Annotated in this window: 15 protein-coding genes and 1 pseudogene; 14 read left to right on the forward strand and 2 right to left on the reverse strand. The window is 71.6% G+C overall.

The features are described 5' to 3' along the window. Positions 1-218 precede the first annotated feature (218 nt). Positions 219-1,052, reverse strand: a complete 834-nt coding sequence (locus ABZ192_RS01545) for an HAD-IB family hydrolase (protein ID WP_356922505.1) — start codon at positions 1,050-1,052, stop codon at positions 219-221. A gap of 575 nt (positions 1,053-1,627) precedes the next feature. Between ABZ192_RS01545 and ssd the strand changes: the two genes are divergently transcribed. The 7 genes and pseudogenes from ssd to ABZ192_RS01580 form a co-directional block, all read left to right on the forward strand. Further along, the gene (ssd, locus tag ABZ192_RS01550; protein WP_356922506.1) at positions 1,628-2,740 is read left to right on the forward strand and encodes a septum site-determining protein Ssd; all 1,113 of its coding nucleotides are present in this window, start codon (positions 1,628-1,630) and stop codon (positions 2,738-2,740) included. Beyond that, a complete protein-coding gene (locus ABZ192_RS01555; protein ID WP_356922507.1) occupies positions 2,737-3,963 on the forward strand; it encodes a TadA family conjugal transfer-associated ATPase in 1,227 nt (408 codons plus the stop codon). Before ssd ends, ABZ192_RS01555 begins: the two co-directional genes overlap by 4 nt. A gap of 7 nt (positions 3,964-3,970) precedes the next feature. Next, complete coding sequence (locus ABZ192_RS01560; RefSeq protein WP_356922614.1) at positions 3,971-4,819, forward strand: type II secretion system F family protein; 849 nt, start codon at positions 3,971-3,973, stop codon at positions 4,817-4,819. Continuing rightward, positions 4,816-5,601, forward strand: coding sequence for a type II secretion system F family protein (locus ABZ192_RS01565; protein ID WP_356922508.1), 786 nt, complete (start codon positions 4,816-4,818; stop codon positions 5,599-5,601). Before ABZ192_RS01560 ends, ABZ192_RS01565 begins: the two co-directional genes overlap by 4 nt. Before the next feature lie 77 nt (positions 5,602-5,678). Next, positions 5,679-5,888 carry a DUF4244 domain-containing protein gene (locus ABZ192_RS01570; RefSeq protein WP_356922509.1) on the forward strand — a complete coding sequence of 70 codons (210 nt, stop codon included), beginning with the start codon at positions 5,679-5,681 and terminating at the stop codon, positions 5,886-5,888. Next, on the forward strand, positions 5,875-6,240 hold the full coding sequence (locus tag ABZ192_RS01575) for a TadE family type IV pilus minor pilin (RefSeq protein WP_356922510.1): 366 nt from the start codon (positions 5,875-5,877) through the stop codon (positions 6,238-6,240). The genes ABZ192_RS01570 and ABZ192_RS01575 overlap by 14 nt, the downstream gene beginning before the upstream one ends. Positions 6,241-6,299: 59 nt before the next feature. Next, positions 6,300-6,635: pseudogene (locus ABZ192_RS01580) on the forward strand (Rv3654c family TadE-like protein); the annotation flags it as partial. Here ABZ192_RS01580 and ABZ192_RS01585 read toward each other — a convergent pair. Then, entirely contained in the window at positions 6,610-9,261 is a 2,652-nt protein-coding gene (locus ABZ192_RS01585) for a DEAD/DEAH box helicase (protein ID WP_356922511.1), read from the reverse strand. The pseudogene ABZ192_RS01580 and the gene ABZ192_RS01585 sit on opposite strands and share 26 nt — an antisense overlap. A gap of 79 nt (positions 9,262-9,340) precedes the next feature. Between ABZ192_RS01585 and bldG the strand changes: the two genes are divergently transcribed. From bldG to topA, 7 genes are all read left to right on the forward strand, one after another. Beyond that, positions 9,341-9,682, forward strand: coding sequence for an anti-sigma factor antagonist BldG (bldG, locus tag ABZ192_RS01590; RefSeq protein ID WP_003991900.1), 342 nt, complete (start codon positions 9,341-9,343; stop codon positions 9,680-9,682). Positions 9,683-9,817: 135 nt separating this feature from the next. After that, the gene (locus ABZ192_RS01595) at positions 9,818-10,252 is read left to right on the forward strand and encodes an ATP-binding protein (RefSeq protein WP_356922512.1); all 435 of its coding nucleotides are present in this window, start codon (positions 9,818-9,820) and stop codon (positions 10,250-10,252) included. 275 nt (positions 10,253-10,527) lie between these two features. Further along, a complete protein-coding gene (locus tag ABZ192_RS01600) occupies positions 10,528-12,933 on the forward strand; it encodes a sodium-translocating pyrophosphatase (RefSeq protein WP_356922513.1) in 2,406 nt (801 codons plus the stop codon). Between the two features lie 193 nt (positions 12,934-13,126). Further along, complete coding sequence (locus tag ABZ192_RS01605; protein WP_356922514.1) at positions 13,127-13,708, forward strand: small secreted protein; 582 nt, start codon at positions 13,127-13,129, stop codon at positions 13,706-13,708. Between the two features lie 157 nt (positions 13,709-13,865). After that, positions 13,866-15,404, forward strand: coding sequence for a methyltransferase (locus ABZ192_RS01610; RefSeq protein ID WP_356922515.1), 1,539 nt, complete (start codon positions 13,866-13,868; stop codon positions 15,402-15,404). Positions 15,405-15,621: 217 nt separating this feature from the next. After that, positions 15,622-15,819, forward strand: a complete 198-nt coding sequence (locus ABZ192_RS01615; RefSeq protein WP_356922516.1) for a hypothetical protein — start codon at positions 15,622-15,624, stop codon at positions 15,817-15,819. Between the two features lie 246 nt (positions 15,820-16,065). Further along, positions 16,066-18,897: a type I DNA topoisomerase gene (gene topA, locus ABZ192_RS01620; RefSeq protein WP_356922517.1), complete on the forward strand. Its 2,832-nt coding sequence runs from the start codon at positions 16,066-16,068 to the stop codon at positions 18,895-18,897. Positions 18,898-19,053 lie beyond the last annotated feature (156 nt).

A 19,053-nucleotide genomic window follows, 5' to 3' on the forward strand; every position in this document is an offset into this window, starting at 1 on the left:
CCTGGTGCGGCTGGCCCGTAATCGACGGGTCGACGTCGCGTGGGTGCCCGGTGTTCATGCTCGGTCCGTGGGGCCAAATGCGTAATTAAGGTGATCCTCTCGGATGTCCTTGGTCTCGCGGGCCGTTGACTCCTTTGTACTCCTGCCCCGGAGTAAGCGGAAGTCCACGCAGCACTTCTTTACTTTTGCGTTCAAATAGGACTTCGGGTCGCTCCGGCTCAAGCGACGGTGGCCCGGCGCCGGTTCGCGTACCAGACGAGGCCGGCCGTGGCCGCGGCGGCGCCTATGGCGGCCATCGCGACGAGCGCCGGACGCGGCGGTACGGAGAACCCGGGGAGGCGCTGCTTGAGCCGGACCGGACGGTGGAAGTCCAGAATCGGCCACCCGCGCGCGAGGGCCTCGCGGCGCAGCGCCCGGTCCGGGTTCACGGCGTGGGGGTGGCCGACGGACTCCAGCATGGGCACGTCGGTCGCCGAGTCGCTGTAGGCGTAGCAGCGGCTGAGGTCGTACCCCTCGGACGCGGCCAGTTCCCTGATGGCCTCGGCCTTGGTCGGGCCGTAGGCGTAGTACTCCACCTCGCCGGTGAAGCAGCCGTCCTCGCCCACGACCATGCGGGTCGCCACCACCCGGTCCGCGCCGAGCAGCTCGCCGATCGGCTCGACCACCTCCGTGCCCGACGTGGACACGATCACGACGTCGCGGCCGGCGGTGTGGTGCTCCTCGATGAGGGAGGCGGCCTCGTCGTAGATGATCGGGTCGATCAGATCGTGCAGCGTCTCGGCGACGATCTCCTTGACCTGCTGCACGTTCCAGCCGCGGCACAGCGCGGACAGGTAGGCGCGCATGCGCTCCATCTGTTCGTGGTCGGCGCCGCCGGCCAGGAAGACGAACTGGGCATATGCAGTTCGCAAGACGGCCCTGCGGTTGATCAGACCGCCTTGGTAGAACGACTTGCTGAACGTGAGCGTGCTCGACTTCGCAATGACCGTCTTGTCCAGGTCAAAGAAGGCCGCTGTGCGGGGCGACAAGTGGTTTTCCACATCCTTGAGCATAGGGGCAGCCCATTCGGCGTAAGGTGGGGCGCGTGGGTTTGCCTGAGAGGGCCTTCGGGTACACCATGGAAGTCACGGATCGTTCGCGACCGTGCTAACCCGGCCCGACTCCTCCCCCCCCGAGTCGGCCGTGGGGACGACCCCCGCTCTCCCCCCCGGCGGGGGTCGTCGCATGTCCGGATGCATTTTCTCCCTCTTCGCGCGACCGGAAAGCCATTCTGACGCCGCATCGGCGGCGTTCTTGACATGACCATGATCTGTCACGGAGCGTAATCATCGGACTGCTCTGTGGAAGTCGCACTGAGGCCCTGCGGGCGTCACCGGTATGAGTGACGGCGATATTCACAACCATCGAGGCGTCCACAGTTATCCACCAAGATCCACACGATTTCCGGGATCGCTGCACCGTGATTCCAGCGCACCCCGCTCGCGGCGGGTTCATGACCCGGCTCCGATTGCCGGGGGCGCTCGGCCGGTTTGTGCCGGCCGTTCAAAGGGAGGCCGCGTTGCCGGTTCTTCCCACGTTTGGGATTCGCGGGGCCGCAGGGGCCGTGCGAGTCGTGCAGCGAAGGGGGATGGAGACCGTGGCAGGAGCCGTCACACATGATCCGCCGCCGGCCACCGGAGGGCGGCAGGGCGGGCCGCTGATCGTCACCGAGGACACCGAACTCCTCGACGACCTGCTGCGCCTGTGCGCGGCGGCGGGCGCCACACCCGAAGTGCACCACGGGGTGCCCGACCGCAGAGGCGGCTGGGAGACCGCGCCCCTCGTCCTCGTGGGTGACGACGCCGCGCGGCGGGTGCGCGGGGCCGCGCGGCGAAGGGGAGTCGTCCTCGTCGGCCGGGACCAGGACGACTCCGGGGTGTGGCGGCGGGCCGTCGAGATCGGCGCCGAGCACGTCCTGATGCTGCCCGACGGTGAGCAGTGGCTGGTCGACCGCATCGCCGACGTGGCCGAGGGCGTCGGCCGGCCCGCCCTCACCGTGGGCGTCATCGGCGGCCGGGGAGGGGCTGGAGCATCCACGCTCGCGTGCGCGCTCGCCGTCACCTCCGCGCGCGAGGGCCTGCGCACACTCCTCGTGGACGCCGATCCGCTGGGCGGCGGACTCGACGTACTCCTCGGCGGCGAGACGGCCGACGGACTGCGCTGGCCCGCCTTCGCCTCCTCACGGGGGCGGGTCGGCGGGGGCGCGCTGGAGGAGTCGCTGCCCGAGCTGCACTCGCTGCGGGTGCTCAGCTGGGACCGCGGCGACCGGATCGCCGTCCCGCCCCAGGCGGTGCGCGCGGTGCTCGCCGCGGCCCGGCGCCGGGGCGGCACCGTCGTGGTCGACCTGCCGCGCCGCATCGACGACGGCGTCGCCGAGGTCCTCACCCAGCTCGACGTCGGCGTGCTGGTGGTGCCCGCAGAGTTGCGCGCCGTCGCGGCCGCCGGGCGGGTGGCCTCCGCGGTCGGCATGGTCCTGCGGGACCTGCGGGTGGCCGTCCGCGGGCCGTACGCGCCCGGGCTCGACGACCGGGAGGTGGCCCGGCTGCTCGGACTGCCCCTGGTCGGCGAGGTGCCGGCCGAGCCGCAACTGCTGCGCCCGGACGAGGGCACGGCACCCCCGGGCGCCGCCCGGCGCGGACCGCTCGCCCGGTTCTGCAAGGAGTTCTGGGAGCGGGCGCTCGTCGAGGCGGGTGCGGCATGAGCACCCTGGCCGGACCGGAGGGCGCGGAACTGCTCGACGGAGTACGGCGGTGGCTGGCCGAGAGCGGGGCCGAACCGACCCCCGCGCGCGTGGCACAGGCCCTGCGGGAACAGGGCCGGGTGCTCGGAGATGCCGAAGTCCTGGGGGCCGCCGCGCGGTTGCGGTCCGAGCTGGTCGGCAGCGGGCCACTGGAGCCCCTGCTCGCCGACCCGTCGGTGACCGACGTGCTGGTGTCGGCCCCGGACCGGGTCTGGGTGGACCGGGGCGGCGGACTGGAGCTCACGCCGGTGCGTTTCGTGGACGCGGCGGCCGTGCGCAGGCTCGCCCAGCGCCTCGCCGCCGTGGCCGGGCGCCGGCTGGACGACGCCCGGCCCTGGGCCGACGCCAGGCTGCCCGACGGGACCAGGCTGCACGCGGTGCTGCCGCCGGTCGCCGTGGGCTGTGCCTGCCTGTCGCTGCGGGTCGTGCGGCCGCGTGCCTTCACGCTCGGCGAGCTGGTCGCGGCGGGCACCGTGCCGCCGGGCGGGGACCGCGTGCTGCGTGCGCTGCTCGACGCGCGGCTGTCCTTCCTCGTCAGCGGCGGCACGGGCAGCGGCAAGACGACCCTGCTGAGCGCCCTTCTGGGGCTGGTGAGGCCGGACGAGCGGATCGTCCTCGCCGAGGACTCGGCGGAACTGCGGCCGGACCATCCGCACGTGGTGCGGCTGGAGACCAGACCTGCCAACCAGGAGGGCGCGGGCCTCGTCACCCTCGAGGACCTGGTGCGCCAGGCGCTGCGGATGCGGCCCGACCGGCTGGTCGTGGGCGAGGTGCGCGGACCCGAAGTGGTGCATCTGCTCGCCGCGTTGAACACCGGCCACGAGGGCGGGTGCGGAACCGTGCACGCCAACGCCGCCGCCGACGTACCGGCCCGGCTGGAGGCGCTGGGTACGGCAGCCGGGCTCGACCGGGCCGCGCTGCACAGCCAGGTGGCGGCCGCCCTCTCCGTGGTGCTGCACCTCGTGCGCGACCGGACCGGGCGGCGGCGGATCGCCGAGGTGCATGTGCTGGAGCGGGACCCGTCCGGGCTGGTGCGGACGGTGCCGGCGCTGCGGTGGGGAGCGCGGGCCTTCGTGCGCGAGCGGGGGTGGGAGCGGCTGCGGGGGCTGCTTCGGGGTGAGGGACGCGAGGGCGAGCCGGGTGAGGCCGCGGTGACGGGGGCGAGTGATGACGGGAGCGGCTGAGATGTCCATGGGTGCGGCCGTGGCGTGCATGGGGGCGGCTGTCTGGCTGCTGGGTGAGCGTCACTCGGCGGCACGGCGGGCGCGGTTGCTGCTCGCGGGCGGCGGGACGCTCGGGAGCGGGCCGCCTGGGCGGCGGCGGGTGGCCGATGGGCTGCGGCGGGCCCGGGGGCGGCTGCGGGCCGAGTGGTGGGCGCCGGTGGCCGGGCTGGTGCTCGCGGTGCTCGGGGCGTCGGTGCTGCCGGCCGTCCTCGGAGCGGCCGGCGTGCCGCTGCTGAGGCGGATCAGGCTGGCCGGCCGGGCGCGGCGGGACCGGGAGCGCCGGGCCGACGCGGTGATCGCGTTGTGCGGGGCGCTCGCCGGGGAGGTCCGGGCCGGGTGCCAGCCGGGAGAGGCGTTGCTGCGGGCCGCGCGGGACTGCGGCGGACTCGCGGACGCACAGCCGACGGTGCTGGCGGCGGCACGGTTCGGCGGTGACGTGCCGGACGCCCTCTCGACCGCCGCCAGGCAGCCGGGTGCGGAAGGGCTGCGGGGACTCGCGGCCTGCTGGCGGGTCGCCGTGGACCAGGGCGCGGGACTCGCGGCCGGACTCGACCGGCTCGCCGCCGCTCTGCGCGCCGAGCGGGACCAACGCTCCGACCTGCGCGCCCAGTTGGCGGGCGCGCGGGCCACGGCGGTGCTGCTCGCCGGGCTGCCCGCCCTGGGCCTTCTCATCGGCACCGCCCTCGGTGCCGACCCCCTCCAGGTCCTGCTGCACACCACGGCGGGCCTGGGCTGTCTGGTGACGGGCGGTGTGCTGGAGGGCCTCGGGCTGTGGTGGGTGCGGCGGATCGTGCGGGGAGCGGAGGAGGCGGCATGAGCGGAGAGGTTTTCCACAGGCTGGGGGTGACGGTGGGGGTGTTACTGGGCCTCTGCTGGTCGGTGCGCAGGCTGAAGAGGGCAGGGCGCCGCCGGAGGTTGCGGCGCCGGCTGGCCGAACTGTCGCCCCGGGAAACGGTCACTCGGGCTCCGCGCCTCATCTTGGGACGCGCCGCGCGGAGATGGCCGGCCCCTCTGGGCGTGGCCTGCGCCGGGTGGGCGCTGATCGGCGGCCCGGTCGGTGTCGCCGTCGGACTGGCCGGCGCGGTGGGGATGTGGCGGTGGCGGCTGCGGCGGGAGGCCGGTACGGACCCACGGGCACCCGACCTCGCCGAGGCGGCGCGGCAACTGCCCCTGGCCGCAGATCTGCTGGCGGCCTGCATCGCGGCGGGCGCCGGCCCGGTGATCGCCGCGCAGGCGGTGGGCGAGGCCCTGGGCGGCCCGGTGGGCGACGCTCTCGCCCAGGGCGCGGCGGAGGTACGGCTGGGCGGTGAACCGGGCGCTGCCTGGCGGAGGTTGGCCGCCCTCCCCGGCGCCGGAGGCCTGGCCCGGCTGCTCGAACGGGCCGACGTCTCCGGACTGCCCGCCGCCACGCCGGTCGCACGACTCGCCGCGGAAGCCCGTGCCGACTGGGGGCGTGCCGCGACGGCCAGGGCACGCCGAGCGGGCGTCATGGTCAGCGCGCCGGTCGGACTGTGCTTCCTGCCCGCGTTCATCGCGGTCGGCGTGCTGCCCGTGGTGATCGGGCTCGCGGGCGGGGTGCTCGGAGGGGGTGGTGCGTGAGACGGAGACCTGGATCGGCGGCGGAACAAGTCAGCGACAACCAAGAGAAGTTCGGACTCTTTCCTACGGGGGTTGAGATGTATCAGGCGGTACGGGCACGACTGGGTGCCCTGATGTGCGGGGCGCGTGCGGCGCGGAGGGACGCGGGGATGGTCACGTCCGAGTACGCGATGGGAATCGTCGCGGCCGTGGCGTTCGCGGTGGTGCTCTACAAGGTCGTCACGAGCGGCGCGGTCAGCGCGGAGCTCCAGAACATCGTGAAGGAAGCCCTCAATGCGCGGATGTGAGCGGGGCGCGGACCGGGGGTTCGTCACGGCGGAGTCGGCCGTGGTGCTGCCGGTGCTGGTGATGTTCGCGATGGGGCTGGTGTGGGGGCTGCTGGTCGTGGCCGCGCAGATCCAGTGCGTCGACGCGGCACGGACGGGCGCCCGCGCGGCGGCCCGCCAGGACCCGCCCGACGCGGTCGTGCGGCTGACCCGTGAGGCGGCACCGCCCGGCGCGAAGGTGACTGTCGACCGGGGCGCGGAACACGTCCGGGTGGTCGTCGTCGCCGAGCCGCCGATGCTGCGCGGCCTGTCCTTCGCCGTGCGGGAGGAGGCCGTGGCGTCGGTGGAGGAGACGGTGGGGGTGGGCACGTGAGGAGGGTGCCGGGGGTGCGGTCCCGGCGCCCGGGGTGTCGGGACCGGGGGCGCCAGCCGATGCGAGGTGCTGCCTCGGACCAGGGGTCCGCAACCGTCTGGAGTGTCGGGGCGATCGCCATGCTGTGCGTGGTGTTCGGCGTCGTCCTCGCGCTGGGGCAGGCCGTCGTGATCCGGCACCGTGCGGCGGGCGGTGCGGATCTCGCGGCGCTCGCGGCGGCGGACCACTGGGCCGAGGGCGGTACGGCGGCCTGTGCCCGGGCCGGCCGGGTGGCGCGGGCACAGGGCGTGCGGCTCGTGCGGTGCGAGGTCGTCGGGGAGATCTCGGACGTGACGGCGGCGTCGGGCCGGGGGCCGTTCACGGCGGAGGTCAGGGCGCGGGCGGGGCCTCCTTCGGCTCCCTCGGGACTTCCCTCGGCTGCTGTTGGGTTTCGGTCGGCTGCCGTTGGGCCTCCGAGTCCGGTGAGGCTTCCGTCGGCTCCCGTGGGGCCTCCATCGGCTCCTGTGGGGCTTCCGTCGGCTCCGGAGGCGCTTCCGCCGGCCGCTCCTCCGCCTCCGCCTCCGCCTCCTTCTCCTCGGGAGCCCCCTCCAGCAGCACCGTGAGCAGCCGGACCGCCCCTCTCTTGTGCAGCGGGTCGTTGCCGTTGCCGCACTTGGGGGACTGGATGCACGACGGGCAGCCGGCGTCGCACTCGCAGGAGGCGATGGCCTGGCGTGTGGCGGTCAGCCAGGTGCGGGCGGTGTGGAAGGCGCGCTCCGCGAAGCCCGCGCCGCCGGGATGGCCGTCGTAGACGAAGACCGTGGGCAGGAGCGTGTCGGGATGGAGCGGGATCGACACACCGCCGATGTCCCAGCGGTCGCAGGTCGCGAAGAGGGGCAGCAGGCCGATCGAGGCGTGCTCGGCGGCGTGCAGGGAGCCGCCGAGGATCTCCGGGTTGATCCGGGCGCGGTCGAGCTGGTCCTCGGTGACGGTCCACCACACGGCCCGGGTGCGCAGCGTACGAGGCGGGAGATCGAGTTTCGTCTCGCCCAGCACCTCGCCGGTCATCAGCCGTCTGCGGAGGAAGGAGACGACCTGGTTGGTGACCTCGACGGAGCCGTAACACAGGCGGCCGTCGCCCCAGGGCACCTCGACGTCCGTCTCCAGCACGGAGATCGACGTCGTGTCGCGGGCGACCGTGGAGTAGGGCGGCGCGGCCTCCTCGACGAGGGCGACGGAGTCCTCCAGGTCCAGCGACCGCACCAGGTACGTGCGGCCCTGGTGGAGGTGGACCGCCCCCTCATGGACGGTCGAGTGCGCGGCGCCCGCGTCGACCGTGCCGAGCAGCCGGCCCGTGCCGGCCTCGACGACCTGGACCGGCCGCCCGCCCTCACCGCGGATGTCGGTCAGATCGGCGGCCCGCTCGCGGCGGGTCCAGTGCCAGGCTCTGGTGCGGCGGCGCAGCAGCCTGGCGGCCTCGAGCTGGGGGAGGAGGTCCTCGCAGGCCGGGCCGAACAGGTCGAGGTCCTCGTCCGTCAGGGGCAGTTCCTCGGCGGCCGCACACAAGTGCGGGGCCAGCACGTAGGGGTTGTCCGGGTCGAGGACCGTCGACTCGACGGGCTGGTCGAACAGGGCCTCCGGGTGGTGGACGAGGAAGGTGTCCAGCGGGTCGTCCCGTGCGACCAGGACGGCCAGCGCCCCCTGCCCGGACCGTCCGGCCCGGCCCGCCTGCTGCCACAGGGAGGCGCGGGTGCCCGGGTAGCCGGCGATGACGACCGCGTCAAGGCCGGAGATGTCGATGCCGAGTTCGAGGGCGTTCGTCGCGGCGAGGCCCAGCAGTTCACCCGAATGGAGGGCCTGTTCGAGTGCCCGGCGTTCCTCCGGGAGATAGCCGCCCCGGTACGCCGCGACACGCCGGGCCAGTGACCGGTCGACCTCGGCCAGTCGCTCCTGGGAGATGACGGAGATCAGCTCGGCCCCGCGCCGGGACCGTACGAAGGCGACCGAGCGGACGCCCTGCACGGTGAGGTCGGTGAGCAGGTCGGCGGCCTCGGCGGTGGCCGTGCGGCGGACGGGGGCGCCCTTCTCGCCCTGCAGCTCGGTCAGCGGCGGTTCCCAGAGGGCGAACACCAGTTCACCGCGCGGGGAGGCGTCGTCGGCGACCTCCACCACCGGCAGGCCGGTGAGGCGGCGGGCGGCCACCGCGGGCTCCGCGGCGGTCGCGGAGGCCAGCAGGAACACGGGCGAGGAGCCGTAGCGGGCGCACAGGCGGCGCAGCCGGCGCAGCACCTGGGCGACGTGCGAGCCGAAGACGCCGCGGTAGGTGTGGCACTCGTCGACGACCACGTACTTCAGCGACTTCAGGAAGGAGGACCAGCGGGGGTGGGAGGGCAGGATGCCGCGGTGCAGCATGTCCGGGTTGGTCAGGACGTAGTTGGCGTACTGGCGGATCCACTCGCGCTCCTCGAAAGGAGTGTCGCCGTCGTACACGGCGGTGCGCACCGAATGGCCCAACGGATGTGAAAGTTCCTTCACGGAGCGGCACTGATCCGCCGCAAGGGCCTTGGTGGGGGCCAGGTAGAGGGCGGTCGCGCCGCGGCCGTTCGGGGCCTCGGCGCCGTCCAGGAGGGTGGACAGGACCGGCGCGAGGTAGGCCAGGGACTTGCCGGAGGCCGTGCCGGTGGCGACGACGACCGATTCGCCGTCCAGCGCGTGCTCCGCCGCGCGCGCCTGATGGGCCCAGGGATGCTCGATCCCCGCGGCCTGCACGGCCGCCACGACCTCCGCTCGGATCCGGTCCGGCCAGACGGCATGCCGACCCTCGCGCGGGGGCAAGTGCTCCGTATGAGTAATGCGCGAAGCCCTGCTCGGACCGGACGCGAGGCGGTCCAGGACCGCGCCCGGCGCGGGTCGGGAGGCGGGGTCCGTCGGGGTTCGATCGGATCGGTGATTCTTGGCCATCGGCACCGAGTGTGTCACTGGCGTGACGGACAATGGAGCCAAGGCGTCGTGCACGCCTGCCCGTAAGTGATTGAATGCCATCGCGGCTGGCGAACCGTCCAGGGGACGAAGCCGAGGTGCCCCAAGGGCGACCGCTCGATAGCAAGGTGCTGGAGGATCCGTGGACCTGTCCCTGTCGACCGAGACCATGGGCGATCGCACGATCGTCAGGGTCGGTGGCGAAATCGACGTATATACCGCGCCCAAGCTGCGCGAGCAGTTGGTCGAGCTGGTGAACGACGGCAGTTTCCACCTTGTCGTCGACATGGAGGGCGTGGACTTCCTCGACTCCACCGGGCTCGGCGTGCTGGTCGGCGGCCTGAAGCGTGTGCGGGCCCATGAGGGCTCCCTGCGCCTGGTCTGCAACCAGGAGCGCATTCTGAAGATCTTCCGTATCACCGGCCTGACCAAGGTGTTCCCGATTCACACCTCGGTCGAGGAAGCGGTGGCGGCGACCGACTGACCACCGGGCCCGGGCCTCGCGCCCGGGCCGGCCGAAGTCGCGGCAAGAGTTCGGCAGAAGTGAAGACCGAGGGGGCCCGGGCTTTCGGCGGCCCGGAGCCTCTCGACAGCACGCCCGTAGTTGCGAGGGGGATGCATGGCCACCGTTGAGCTCCGCTTCAGCGCGCTGCCCGAGCACGTCAGGACCGCCCGGCTGGTGGCGGCCGCGGTGGCGCGCAGGGCCGGAGTGGACGAGGCCGTCCTCGACGAGGTCAGGCTCGCCGTCGGCGAGGCCTGTACGCGGGCCGTCGGGCTGCATCAGGCCGGCGGGATCTCGGCACCGGTGAAGGTGCTGCTGATCGAGGAGGAGAAACAGTTCTCCATCGAGGTCGGCGACGAGGCCCCGCACGCGGTCCCCGGCGAGCGCGCAGGCGCCGGATCCGGCGACCTCGACAGTGAGGCCGAGGAGGACGAGATGGGCCTCGCGGTCATCAGCGGACTCGTCGACGACGTCGAGGTCAGCGCGGGGGAGCACGGCGGGTCGATCAAGATGACCTGGCCGACCACCCCACCGCCGACCATCCTGGCCTGACAAACCACCGCGCACACCGTTCTCGACGAAGGGCCCCACACCCGTGGGGCCCTTCGTCATGTGCGGGTGTCAGTGGTCGCCTTTACAGTAGTTCCTGTGCCGTTCAGCGCGTGAATTCGTTCACGATCATTCGCATGCTCCCGGGCCGTCCGAGAATGCTTTCAGGGCATTACCTCAGAAGGCCAATTCCACTTATCGCGCTCTGTTTTGATCAGGTTCCGGTACCTACAATCCCGTCCACATCTTGAGCTCAGCCCAAGCGTCAAGGAGGACGAATGGCGGGGCTTTCTCTCTCACCACAGTCGGGCCATCCCACAGACCTCGCAGCCGCCGTACTGACCGATGACAACCGCGTTCTCGTCGTGGTCATCGCGGTCGTCGCGCTGGCGGCACTCGTGGTCGCGGGCGTCCTGGTACGCCAGGTACTCGCGGCCGGCGAGGGCACCGACAGCATGAAGAAGATCGCCGCGGCGGTCCAGGAAGGCGCGAACGCCTATCTGGCACGTCAGCTGCGCACGCTCGCGGTATTCGCCGTGGTCGTGTTCTTCCTGCTCATGCTGCTGCCCGCGGACGACTGGAATCAGCGTGCCGGTCGGTCGGTGTTCTTCCTGATCGGAGCGGCGTTCTCGGCAGCCACGGGCTATATCGGCATGTGGCTCGCCGTGCGCAGCAATGTGCGTGTCGCCGCGGCGGCGCGTGAAGCCACTCCGGCGGCAGGCGAGCCGGAAAAAGATCTCACCACCGTTTCGCACAAAGCGATGAAGATCGCATTTCGCACGGGCGGCGTCGTCGGCATGTTCACGGTGGGCCTCGGCCTGCTGGGCGCCTCCTGTGTGGTGCTGGTGTACGCGGCCGACGCGCCGAAGGTGCTCGAGGGCTTCGGCCTCGGGGCCGCGCTGATCGCGATGTTCATGCGTGTCGGCGGCGGCATCTTCACCAAGGCCGCCGACGTCGGCGCCGACCTGGTCGGCAAGGTCGAACAGGGCATTCCGGAGGACGACCCGCGCAATGCCGCGACCATCGCCGACAACGTGGGCGACAACGTCGGCGACTGCGCGGGCATGGCGGCCGACCTCTTCGAGTCGTACGCCGTGACCCTCGTCGCCGCGCTGATCCTCGGGTCTGCGGCCTTCGGCGACGCCGGGCTCGGCTTCCCGCTGCTCGTGCCGGCGATCGGTGTGATCACCGCCATGATCGGGATCTTCGCGGTGGCGCCCCGGCGCGCCGACCGCAGCGGCATGAGCGCCATCAACCGCGGGTTCTTCATCTCCGCGGTGATCTCGCTCGTGCTGGTGGCCGTGGCCGTCTTCGTCTACCTGCCCGGGAAGTACTCGGAGCTCGACGGCGTGACGGACGCGGCGATCACGGGCAAGGACGGCGACCCGCGGGTCCTGGCGCTCGTCGCGGTGGCCATCGGCATCGTGCTCGCCGCCCTGATCCAGCAACTGACCGGCTACTTCACCGAGACCACCCGGCGTCCCGTCCGGGACATCGGCAAGACCTCGCTCACCGGCCCGGCCACCGTCGTCCTCGCCGGTATCTCCGTCGGTCTCGAATCGGCCGTCTACACCGCGCTGTTGATCGGCCTCGGCGTGTACGGGGCGTTCCTGCTCGGCGGTACGTCGATCATGCTGGCGCTGTTCGCGGTGGCGCTGGCGGGTACCGGCCTGCTCACCACGGTCGGTGTGATCGTCGCGATGGACACCTTCGGGCCGGTCTCCGACAACGCGCAGGGCATCGCGGAGATGTCCGGCGACGTCGAGGGCGCGGGCGCGCAGGTGCTCACGAACCTGGACGCGGTCGGCAACACCACCAAGGCGATCACCAAGGGCATCGCGATCGCCACGGCCGTGCTCGCGGCGGCGGCGCTGTTCGGGTCGTACCGCGACGCGATCTTCACCGGCGCGCGGGACGTGGGCGAGAAACTCAGCGGGGACGGAGCCCCGCTGAGCCTGATGATGGACATCTCGCAGCCCAACAACCTCGTGGGTCTCGTCGCAGGCGCGGCGGTCGTCTTCCTCTTCTCGGGGCTGGCGATCAACGCCGTGTCGCGGTCGGCCGGTGCCGTGGTCTTCGAAGTGCGGCGCCAGTTCCGCGAGAAGCCCGGGATCATGGACTACAGCGAGACCCCGGAGTACGGCAAGGTCGTCGACATCTGCACCAAGGACGCGTTGCGCGAGCTGGCCACGCCCGGTCTGCTCGCCGTGATGGCGCCCATCTTCATCGGGTTCACGCTCGGTGTCGGCCCGCTCGGCGCGTTCCTGGCGGGCGCGATCGGGGCGGGCACGCTGATGGCGGTGTTCCTGGCCAACTCCGGTGGCGCCTGGGACAACGCCAAGAAGCTCGTCGAGGACGGCCACCACGGAGGCAAGGGCAGTGAGGCCCACGCGGCGACCGTGATCGGCGACACCGTCGGCGACCCCTTCAAGGACACCGCCGGTCCCGCGATCAACCCGCTGCTGAAGGTCATGAACCTGGTGTCGCTGCTCATCGCGCCCGCAGTGATCAAGTTCTCCTACGGCCCGGACAAGAGCATCGGGGTGCGGATCCTGATCGCGGCCCTCGCGTTCGTCGTCATCGCCGGTGCGGTGTACGTGTCAAAGCGGCGCGGAATCGCCATGGGTGACGAAGACAACGCCGAACCGGAGCCCAAGTCGGCGGACCCGGCGGTGGTTTCGTAGGGAGGTCGACCGAGCCCCAGCTCAAGGTGCGGGCGGGCGGCGCGCGTTGCGCGTCGCCCGCCCGCTCTGTGTGTGTGCGCCATCGCGCCGTGAGGCTTCTCTCGCTTGGTGCAAAAGGTTACAAAAAGGTCTTAATAGACTCTCGCCGTGCGGTTGCCGTGCATCTGGCGTGTATGTTCCGGGGCCGAGAGCCATGGAAGGGACCAAACCGGTGAACAAGAAGCTCGCGGCCGCACTGTCCGGCGGTGCGGTACTGGTACTGGCGCTGTCGGGATGCGGCGGCGACGACAACGAGAAGCTGGACTCCTGGGCCAAGGAGGTCTGCGACGCCGTACAGCCGCAGGCCAAGAAGATCGAGTCGGCCAATGCCTCGATCCAGAAGGAAACCTCGGACAACAGCAAGCCGGAGGACGTCCAGAAGACCGACGCAAAGGCCTTCCAGGACATGTCCGACGCCTACAAGGCCATCGGGGCCGCGGTGACCAAGGCCGGGGCGCCGGACGTCGAGAACGGCGAGAAGAAGCAGCAGGACGCCGTCAAGGAGCTCAACACGATCTCCACCTCGTACGCCTCCCTGAAGAAGCAGGTCGACGGGCTCGACACCAAGGACCAGGGCAAGTTCGCGGACGGCCTGAAGGACATCGCCACGGAGCTCGACAAGCTGGGCAAGAGCGGCAACGACGCGCTGCGGACCCTGGAGGAGGGCGAGGTCGGCCAGGCGATGGCACGGCAGGACAGCTGCAAGGCGGCCACGGCGCCGGCGACCCAGAGCTGAGCGAGGAGCACTTCCGGGGCGGGCTGGACCGCCGAGTTCCAGAGTGACTGCCGGGTCCTGAGGGACTGCCCACCTCCAGTGTGACTGCCCGGGCGGTCCGCCGAGCCGCGCCCGTTGCCCGGCACGGGCACGTGCGATACCGGTGCCGGCGGCCACAATGGGGGGCGTGAGTAACGCCAGTCAGTCCCCCCTGTCCCCGCTGCCCTCCTCCGACCGTCCCGATGTCGCCGCCCGGCTCCGGGACGCCCTGCTCGGAGCCACCTTCACCGCCGACGGGCTGCTCGAACTGCTCGGCGCCCCCGCGTACGCGGCCCTGGCGCGGAGCGAGACCGTGCCCGCGCTCCGGGCGACCCGCGGGGACTCGCCGCTGGAGCTGCTCGTCCGGCTGTTCCTGCTGCAGCAACCGGTGCCGCACGCGCGCGTGGCGGACGTCCTGCCCGTCGAGGTGTGCCTGGAGAGCGGCTGGCTGGCGCGCGCCGGCGACGACGAGCTCGCCGCCACGGTGGACGTACGGCCGTACGGCGGGCCCGACGGCCAGGACTGGTTCATCGTGTCGGACCTGGGCTGCGCGGTCGGTGGCGCCGGCGGGATCGGCCGGCGTGACGAGGGGGTCGTCCTGGGGGTCGGCGGCGCCTCCACGACCCTCGCCGGCATCACCGTCCGTACGCCGGTCGCCGCCGCACTCGATCTCGGCACCGGCTCCGGCATCCAGGCGCTGCACGCCGCGCAGCACGCCACGCGCGTGACGGCCACCGACCTCAATCCGCGCGCGCTGCACATCACCGCCCTCACGCTGGCGCTGTCCGGCACCCGGGCCGCCGATCTGCGCGAGGGCTCCCTCTTCGAGCCGGTGCGGGACGACGAGACGTACGACCTGATCGTCTCGAACCCGCCGTTCGTGATCTCTCCCGGAGCCCGCCTCACCTACCGTGACGGCGGGATGGGCGGGGACGATCTGTGCCGCACGCTCGTTCAGGAGGCGGGGGAGCGGTTGAACGAGGGCGGGTTCGCGCAGTTCCTCGCCAACTGGCAGCACGTGGAAGGGGAGGACTGGCAGGACCGGCTCCGGTCATGGGTGCCCCGGGGCTGCGACGCGTGGATCGTGCAGCGCGAGGTGCAGGACGTCAATCAGTACGCCGAGCTGTGGCTGCGGGACGCGGGCGACCACCGCGAGGACGCGGCGGAGTACCAGGCGCGGTACGACGCATGGCTCGACGAGTTCGAGGTGCGCAAGGTGAAGGCCGTCGGCTTCGGCTGGATCACCCTGCGCAGGACGGGCGCCGCCGTGCCCTCCGTCACGGTGGAGGAGTGGCCGCATCCGGTGGAGCAGCCGCTCGGGGACACCATCCGGGCCCACTTCGACCGGCTGGACTACCTGCGCGACCACGACGACGCCGCCCTGCTCGAAGGACACTTCCGGCTCGGCGCCGAGGTCGTGCAGGAGCAGGTCGGGCTGCCCGGCGCGGAGGACCCCGAGCATGTCGTGCTGCGGCAGAACCGCGGCATGCGCCGGGCGACCCGGGTGGACACGGTCGGCGCGGGCTTCGCGGGCGTGTGCGACGGCACGATGAGCGCCGGTCGCATCCTCGACGCCATCGCCCAGCTGATCGGCGAGGACCCGGTGCTGCTGCGCGACCGCACTCCGGCGCAGATCCGGCTGCTCGTCGAGCAGGGCTTCCTGGAGCCGGTCCGCTGAGGGGATCAAGGGATCGTCGGGGTGGTGCCTGCCGGCTCGCCAACAAATTCGAGTCGATTTGAACACCTCGTCCGAAACGGTCCGTGAGGGGCCGGAAGCCCCGATCCGCAGCCGTGTCGCCCCGGCGTTCACCTCCGGTTCGCCTGCCCGCCGCCCACAGGTGACAGCCTCCCGTGGCTGGGGAGACGAGGACGGGAACAAGGGGGCACGGCGAGCCATGGAGAGCGAACCGGCGATCTTCGCGGGAGCGGTGTTCTCCCTGTTCGGAGGCGCACTGCTGGCGTGGACCGTGACACGCGTCCGCCGGCACCGGCCCGTCGCCCAGGGCGTGAGCCCCGTCGCGTCGGCGACCCTCGCGAGCGTCGCCGCGGTGCTCGCCCTGGCGGCCGGAACCTGGTGCTTCACCCGCCTCTGAGGAGCGTGTCGGCGGTGTGTCTGTGGGTAACCGGCAGGTGGCACTCCGCATGGGGCCGGGCCGGCTCCGGGTACTCCGGGCGGCAGGAATGGTGGTAGTCGGGTTACCGTTCGAGTGGCCGTTGCGGGCTTTTCCCGTTTGACACGGGGGCGGGATGTACCGTCACACTCCGCAGCGTCACCACGACCCGACCCCGGGAGACGAACCCTGGGGAGGCCCCAGCGTCGACCGGAGAGAAGAGCGAAGTTGTCCCCGACCAGCGAGACCGCACAGGGCGGCCGCCGACTCGTCATCGTCGAGTCGCCTGCCAAGGCGAAGACGATCAAGGGCTACCTGGGCCCCGGCTACGTAGTCGAGGCGAGCGTCGGGCACATCCGCGACCTTCCCAACGGCGCTGCCGAGGTGCCCGAGAAGTACACCGGCGAGGTCCGCCGCCTCGGTGTGGACGTCGAACACGACTTCCAGCCGATCTATGTGGTCAACGCTGATAAGAAAGCGCAGGTCAAGAAGCTCAAGGACCTGCTGAAGGACTCCGACGAGCTCTTCCTCGCCACCGATGAGGACCGCGAGGGCGAGGCCATCGCCTGGCACCTCCAGGAGGTCCTCAAGCCCAAGGTCCCGGTCAAGCGGATGGTCTTCCACGAGATCACCAAGGCCGCGATCCAGGCCGCCGTGGCCAACCCGCGCGAGCTGAACCAGAAGCTCGTCGACGCCCAGGAGACGCGACGCATCCTCGACCGCCTCTACGGCTACGAGGTCTCGCCGGTCCTGTGGAAGAAGGTCATGCCGCGGCTGTCCGCGGGCCGTGTCCAGTCGGTCGCCACGCGACTCGTGGTGGAGCGGGAACGCGAGCGCATCGCCTTTCGTTCGGCTGAGTACTGGGACCTGACGGGCACCTTCGCGACCGGTCGCGCGGGAGACCAGTCGGACCCGTCGTCGCTGGTCGCGCGCCTGCAGACCGTCGACGGCAGGCGGGTCGCGCAGGGCCGCGACTTCGACTCTCTGGGACAGCTGAAGAGCGCGAACACCCTCCACCTCGACGAGGCGAACGCCCGGGCCCTGGCCGCCGCCCTGGAGAACACGAGCTTCGCGGTCCGGTCCGTCGAGTCCAAGCCGTACCGCCGCTCGCCGTACGCCCCGTTCCGTACGACGACGCTGCAGCAGGAGGCGAGCCGCAAGCTCGGCTTCGGCGCGAAGGCGACCATGCAGATCGCCCAGAAGCTGTACGAGAACGGCTACATCACGTACATGCGTACGGACTCCACGACCCTGAGCGACACGGCGGTCGCCGCCGCCCGCGCCCAGGTCACGCAGCTGTACGGCGCCGACTACCTGCCGCCGCAGCCGAGGACGTACGCCGGGAAGGTCAAGAACGCGCAGGAGGCCCACGAGGCGATCCGCCCCTCGGGTGATCGTTTCCGCACTCCCGCCGAGACCGGACTGACCGGCGACCAGTTCAAGCTGTACGAACTGATCTGGAAGCGGACCGTCGCCTCCCAGATGAAGGACGCGACCGGCAACAGCGTCACGGTGAAGATCGGCGGCTCGGCGGCCGACGGCCGGGACGTCGAGTTCAGCGCGTCCGGCAAGACGATCACCTTCCACGGCTTCCTCAAGGCCTACGTCGAGGGCGCCGACGACCCGAACGCCGAGCTCGACGACCGTGAGCGCCGGCTGCCCCAGGTCTCCGAGGGCGACGCCCTGAGCGCCGAGGAGATCACGGTCGACGGGCACGCCACCAAGCCCCCGGCCCGCTACACCGAGGCCTCCCTGGTCAAGGAGCTGGAAGAGCGCGAGATCGGCCGCCCGTCGACGTACGCGTCGATCATCGGCACGATCCTGGACCGCGGCTACGTGTTCAAGAAGGGCACGGCGCTCGTCCCGTCCTTCCTGTCCTTCGCCGTGGTCAACCTCCTGGAGAAGCACTTCGGGCGGCTCGTCGACTACGACTTCACCGCCAAGATGGAGGACGACCTCGACCGCATCGCCCGCGGTGAGGCGCAGTCCGTGCCGTGGCTGAAGCGGTTCTACTTCGGCGAGGGCACGGGCGGGGGCGGTGCCGCCGACGCCGGCAACGGCGACGGGGACCACCTCGGTGGTCTCAAGGAGCTGGTGACCGACCTGGGCGCGATCGACGCGCGCGAGGTGTCGTCGTTCCCCGTGGGCAACGACATCGTGCTGCGGGTCGGCCGCTACGGGCCGTACATCGAGCGCGGCGAGAAGGACACCGAGCAGCACCAGCGCGCCGACATCCCGGACGACCTGGCGCCGGACGAGCTGACCGTCGACCTCGCGGAGGAACTGCTCGCCAAGCCGAGCGGCGACTACGAACTGGGCACGGACCCGGCCACCGGCCACACGATCGTCGCCAAGGACGGCCGCTACGGCCCGTACGTGACGGAGATCCTCCCCGAGGGCACCCCGAGGACGGGCAAGAACGCGGTCAAGCCGCGTACGGCGTCCCTGTTCAAGTCGATGTCGCTGGACACGGTGACCCTCGACGACGCCCTGAAGCTGATGTCGCTTCCGCGTGTCGTCGGCAGCGACGCCGAGGGCCAGGAGATCACCGCGCAGAACGGCCGCTACGGCCCGTACCTGAAGAAGGGCACGGACTCGCGCTCGCTCCAGTCCGAGGAGCAGCTCTTCACGATCACGCTGGAGGAGGCGCTGGCGATCTACGCCCAGCCCAAGCAGCGTGGCCGGGCGGCCGCCAAGCCGCCGCTGAAGGAGCTGGGCACCGACCCGGTGAGCGAGAAGCCGGTCGTCGTCAAGGACGGCCGCTTCGGGCCGTACGTCACCGACGGGGAGACCAACGCGACCCTGCGCTCCGGCGACAGCGTCGAACAGATCACCCCGGAGCGCGGCTTCGAGCTGCTCGCCGAGAAGCGCGCCAAGGCGCCGGCGAAGAAGACCGCGAAGAAGGCGGCCAAGAAGGCTCCGGCGAAGAAGACGACGGCGGCCAAGAAGACCGCGGCGAAGAAGACCACGACCGCGAAGAAGACGACGGCCAAGAAGACCACCACCGCGAAGAAGACGGCCGCCAAGACGGCGGCCGCCTCGGAGCCGGCGGAGGACTGAGGCCCGTTCAGGGCCGGTTCGGGATTCGTGCGGGACCGTTCGGGATCCCGCGGGACCGTTCGGGATCTTTCGTGGGATCCCGTTCGGTATCCGGACCATCAAGGTCCGGATCTTCGCCCGAGGTTCGGAAAGCGAACGCCCCGGCAACACTTCGGT

This window comes from Streptomyces sp. NPDC006235 (assembly GCF_040613735.1).
Classification (GTDB): Bacteria; Actinomycetota; Actinomycetes; order Streptomycetales; family Streptomycetaceae; genus Streptomyces.